Source organism: Vibrio sp. D173a, from assembly GCF_030248475.1.
The window spans coordinates 1-4,769 of sequence record NZ_JAHGAH010000151.1; the positions used below are offsets into that span (position 1 = coordinate 1).

General features: G+C 43.0%; 4 protein-coding genes and 2 pseudogenes. 5 read left to right on the forward strand and 1 reads right to left on the reverse strand.

From position 1 onward, the window contains the following. The first annotated feature begins 154 nt into the window (after window positions 1-154). From KIV40_RS16045 to arsA, 5 genes and pseudogenes are all read left to right on the forward strand, one after another. The gene (locus tag KIV40_RS16045) at window positions 155-442 is read left to right on the forward strand and encodes a hypothetical protein (protein ID WP_012126948.1); all 288 of its coding nucleotides are present in this window, start codon (window positions 155-157) and stop codon (window positions 440-442) included. A 437-nt stretch (window positions 443-879) separates the two neighbouring features. Further along, window positions 880-1,092 (forward strand): annotated as a pseudogene (locus KIV40_RS35595) (endonuclease); the annotation flags it as partial. An 80-nt stretch (window positions 1,093-1,172) separates the two neighbouring features. Further along, window positions 1,173-1,786, forward strand: a pseudogene (locus KIV40_RS16050) (transposase). Between the two features lie 200 nt (window positions 1,787-1,986). Continuing rightward, window positions 1,987-2,349 (forward strand): arsenite efflux transporter metallochaperone ArsD, encoded by a 363-nt coding sequence (gene arsD, locus KIV40_RS16055; RefSeq protein ID WP_012127364.1) that lies wholly within the window; start codon window positions 1,987-1,989, stop codon window positions 2,347-2,349. A gap of 9 nt (window positions 2,350-2,358) precedes the next feature. Further along, window positions 2,359-4,107 carry an arsenical pump-driving ATPase gene (gene arsA / locus KIV40_RS16060; protein WP_306431833.1) on the forward strand — a complete coding sequence of 583 codons (1,749 nt, stop codon included), beginning with the start codon at window positions 2,359-2,361 and terminating at the stop codon, window positions 4,105-4,107. A 475-nt stretch (window positions 4,108-4,582) separates the two neighbouring features. Here the strand turns inward: arsA and KIV40_RS16065 are convergent. Beyond that, window positions 4,583-4,769: ArsR/SmtB family transcription factor (locus tag KIV40_RS16065; RefSeq protein WP_375164861.1), on the reverse strand; the 187-nt coding region annotated here is incomplete at its 5' end.

A 4,769-nucleotide genomic window follows, 5' to 3' on the forward strand; every position in this document is an offset into this window, starting at 1 on the left:
CGCCTATCCGACAGAAGCTTCGTAGATATGAGGTTTTACTCGTGGCATTTTGCTCAAAAGTGCTACCTAGCTCAGATTTGCCCATTTATCTAGAATTGCCTGTGGTACTTTCTCAATTTATACTCTCGCATTAAATAATTCTTAGGTTGAAATTATGGTTAATACAAAGGGTGAGGCTATCACTGACATCTGGAAGACTGCTCAGGAATTACAGCAAGACATCGATCTTGTAAAAAAGCCTTTTGACTTGTGGCACTCTCAAAACCAAACAGATGAAATCGCAACGACACCAGAAGACCAAGCATTTGAATCCCTTCGTGAGCTGTATGGTGTTGAGTTAGCTTCTAAGAAATTAGATCTTATTTTGGAGAACTGTTTTGATAAGCCCACTTATAAAGACGGTGGATGGATAAGAAGTGAAAGTCAGAAGGACAGCTTCTGATTGGGTACTCTCTGCACCATTAATAATTAGCGCCACCATTAGCTTTGCCATACCTCAAGTTATTCATGAATTGCTAATGTTCGATTTTCCGAAACCAATAATTGTCCAAAAGTTTGCTACGTTCACGCCCACTAAGTCACTCAAGAGACTGATAGAAGTGTGGTAATTTTACAACATTGACTTTCAGTATTAGGCCAAATATGCAGACTTTTGATGCAATCTTGTGCGAACTTATGCTGCAAATAGTTTTGTAACTATTTGAAAGCCCGTTCGGGCTATGCTAAGTTATATCGCAAGCATCACTTTGTGAAGCCTGCAATATATGTTCGCATAAATTGCAGGCTTTCTTCATTTATGCATCATAAGTCGTCATATTTGCACCATAAGTCTTCAAAGTCTATTTTTTGTTGTAGGTTTACAGCAAAAGTGACCTGGCTATGTTTGACCAAACCAAGAAGTTATCTCACGTACACAACATCTGTAAGTTCATGAGCTTGAAGAATGATGCACTTGTTCGCACTCTGTCCATTTAGAGTTTGATTTCTGTTCACCTCGAATTTAACGCAGACATCAAAAGCTTTACCTTCCAACCTTTTGGCTTCCACTTTCAATTCAATAATCGAAAGTGCCGATATACCCCCGATTTTTTGGGGCTTTGTTGCGTAATTCAATGGAATTAAATCCAGAATCTACGATCTGATCCGTTACGGCCACTATCTCTCGTAGCCCCATGCCTAAACTACATTACAAAACAACCAACTGGAAGCAATACAACCAATCACTCATTAACCGTGACTCTTTGACCTTTTGGATTGATGAAGAGGCGATAAGCGGGTGGGCGTAAAGCAAAAAGAATAAGCGCGGGAGGCCAAGTCGCTCAGTGATTTAGCCATCACGACAGCACTCATGGTGAAACAAGTTTTTTCTATGCCACTGAGTGCGCTGCAAAGATTTATCGACTCGATATTTAGGTTAGCCCATGTACCGTTAAGTTGTCCGCATTACACTTGTATCAGCCTTAGAGCTTATGACACGAGAGCGTGTCACGCTGCTATTAAGGTTAAGGGAGCCATTACGCTTATTCCCCTAAGAGAAGGGGCAACCTTCTGGGTGCGGGGTTACCTTAGAAGCCTTGCCGTGGGTTGTCAGAAGTTATACGGCCTAAATAAGTAATGGAAAAAGCGGGATGGATACCACAAATGTTCACTCTCAGAAACCGCGATGTATCGAGTTAAGCAGCCGCTGGGAGAGCAACTGAGCTTAAGAGACTACAATGCTCAGGTGGGTGAAACTTACGCGATGATAAAAGCGTTGAACAAGCTTACTGGGTTAGGCATGCCTTAAACGTATCGTGTTGACTAAGAAACGCACAAAATGGGCGATTCTATCTCTAAATTGAATTACTCAACAAAGCCGCCTTATTCACATATGCTTGCGTCTGATGACTCAGATCAATTATTGCTAAAGTTAGAAATAAAATTATTGCGGACAAAGATAATTGATAATATCGTTAATCGACGATTAACTTTTTGAAGGTGTGCATTATGAAAGAAATTAGAATCTACGACCCATCCATGTGTTGTTCTAGCGGTGTCTGCGGCACGGACCTAGATCAGAATCTTGTCAACTTTTCTGCTGACTTTAGCTTCTTACAAGACAACAAAGCCGACATTCAACGTTTCAACCTTGCTCAAGAGCCAATGGCATTTGTAGAAAGCGAAGCCGTCGCTGCTTTCCTTGAGATTGTGGGAGAGGAAGGACTACCAATTACATTAATTGACGGCAATGTCGCGCTTACGCATCGATACCCAACGCGTGAAGAACTTTTGGCTTGGGCTCAAATTTCAATTCAAGAACCAAAAATCACTAAAATCACCAGTTGCTGCGCATCAAGCGGATGCTGCTAAGGTATAGACATGATCAATTACTTAACTGATGTACCACGTTACCTATTCTTTACTGGTAAAGGTGGCGTGGGTAAAACATCTCACGCATGTGCTTCTGCCCTTGCCCTCGCTGAATCAGGTAAACGAGTCCTGATCGTCAGCACAGACCCAGCATCAAACGTTGGTCAAGTGTTCGACACCAAAATTGGTGAAACCATCACCGTAATAAACCATGTTGAAAACTTGTTTGGAATGGAGATTGATCCGCAAGCCGCCGCACAAAAGTACCGTGAGCGTATTGTCGGGCCGATTCGAGGTAAACTTCCAGAGCTCGTGGTTAAAAGCATCGAAGAGCAACTGTCTGGTGCATGTACAACTGAAGTCGCAGCATTTGATGAATTTACAGGACTATTGACGGATGAATATCTATCGGTTGACTTCGACCATATCGTATTTGATACCGCGCCAACTGGTCATACGATTCGACTGTTGCAATTGCCAGGCGCATGGAACGAATTTCTTGAGCATGGGCAAGGGGATGCATCCTGCTTGGGCCCGCTAGCTGGCCTTGAAAAGCAACGAATTAAATACGCGAACGCGATTGACGTTCTATCAAACGAAAACAAAACACGCTTGATTTTGGTGGCTCGAGCTCAATCGGCAACCATAAAAGAAGCAGCGAAAACTCACCTTGAACTTTCGGACATCGGTTTGAAGGGACAACATTTAGTACTAAATGGCTTGTTCCCTGCAGAACAAAGCGGTGATGATGACCTAGCACACGCCATCATTGAGCGTGAACAAAAAGTGATTCAGGAGCTACCTGAGTCATTGGCAAAGCTACCACTTGCTCAAGTGCCGCTACTATCAAGTAATGTACTGGGATTAGATAGTCTACGAGCTCTTATTGATACTCAGCGCAAGGCAACTAATACCATCGATACTACGACCATTAACGTTGGTCAATATGATTCGTTATCGGTGATGATTGAAAAATTGGCGGAGCAAAAACATGGGCTTGTGATGTTAATGGGCAAAGGCGGCGTAGGCAAGACTACCATGGCTGCAGCGATTGCCGCTAAGTTAGCAGAAAAAGGCTTTGACGTTCACCTCACGACATCCGATCCTGCAGCGCATTTGCAATATACCCTGAACAGTGACGAGACGAAGTTTACGGTAAGCAAAATTGATCCTGCCTCCGAGACTGCTCGCTATCGCGACACGATTCTAAACGAAAAAGGTGCATCACTGGATGAAGATGGTCGTAAATTGCTCGAGGAAGACTTGCGTTCTCCATGCACTGAAGAAATTGCGGTTTTTCAAGCATTCTCAGAGGTGATCAAACAAGCCGATAAAAAATTCGTCATTATGGATACCGCGCCAACGGGTCATACCCTGTTATTGCTTGATGCAACAGGTGCATACCACAAAGAGATGACACGCCAGAACCAAAACGTGGAAACTCCCTTGGTTATGCTACAAAATCCAAATCTAACCAAGGTGATCATCACGACGCTAGCAGAACCAACTCCAGTTCAAGAGGCGTACGATCTTCAGCAAGATTTGCAACGTGCGAACATTAATCCTTGGGGTTGGATCGTCAACAATTCATTAGTACAAGATGGTATTCAAGCTGAACTTCTTAAAGAACGAGCGGCAAGCCAGCAACCGTTGATCGACAAAGTGATCCAACAATACAGCACACACACTGCTGTGGTTGCTATGCAGAAGAAAGAGCCTGTAGGCGTATCCGCTTTGAATGCACTTTCAGATAGTTAAATCGAGTCAGGTTTAGCGACAAATTGCGTGGTTGATCGATTCAGCTACGCTTTCTTGTTCACCATTCTGTCTTGAACTAGACGTGGGCTCAATTCTGCTGAATGTTAGCCTCACAGGGAAGTTTATTAAGGCTTAGGTTGCAGTATTGAGTAACATCTTGAAAATGGACTAAGTGTTCGGGGTGATTCAAGCTCTGTCCCAACCACTACATATCCCTTGACCTCAGTGAAATTTGAGGTATTAAGTTACTTTTTACTAACATAGAAGAGCGCTGTTGACGCATCATTCTGAATCGGTTTTCTCCAAGAGCTTCTCTGGTTTAACCTTTATCCTAAGAGCTTTCAGCTCGAAAGTGCCCCGCTCATTGTTATCTATAATTCTCCTTGTCATTAGACAAGCAAATCTGACTCAAGTTAGATAGGTTGTGACATATCTAGTCACAGCCTTACCCTACGAGACAAGAGGGAGGGGACCTTTATAGATTCAAGCAACACTCTTTATCAAAAACCATGATCGCATCTCTTAAGCACTTTTGACTCACTGAGCAGTAAATTTCTCGACCCTTTTTGTGCTGCTTCAAAACCCCTGTCTGACTCAGTACGATCAAATGATGTGATAGTGTTGATGATGGGATACCCAGAGTATCTTTAATTTTCCCTACT

Excerpts from the sequence above, each read along its gene's own strand:
- arsD (WP_012127364.1), top strand. The coding sequence starts at position 1,987 with ATGAAAGAAATTAGAATCTACGACCCATCCATGTGTTGTTCTAGCGGT.
- arsA (WP_306431833.1), top strand. The coding sequence starts at position 2,359 with ATGATCAATTACTTAACTGATGTACCACGTTACCTATTCTTTACTGGT.
- KIV40_RS16045 (WP_012126948.1), top strand. The coding sequence starts at position 155 with ATGGTTAATACAAAGGGTGAGGCTATCACTGACATCTGGAAGACTGCT.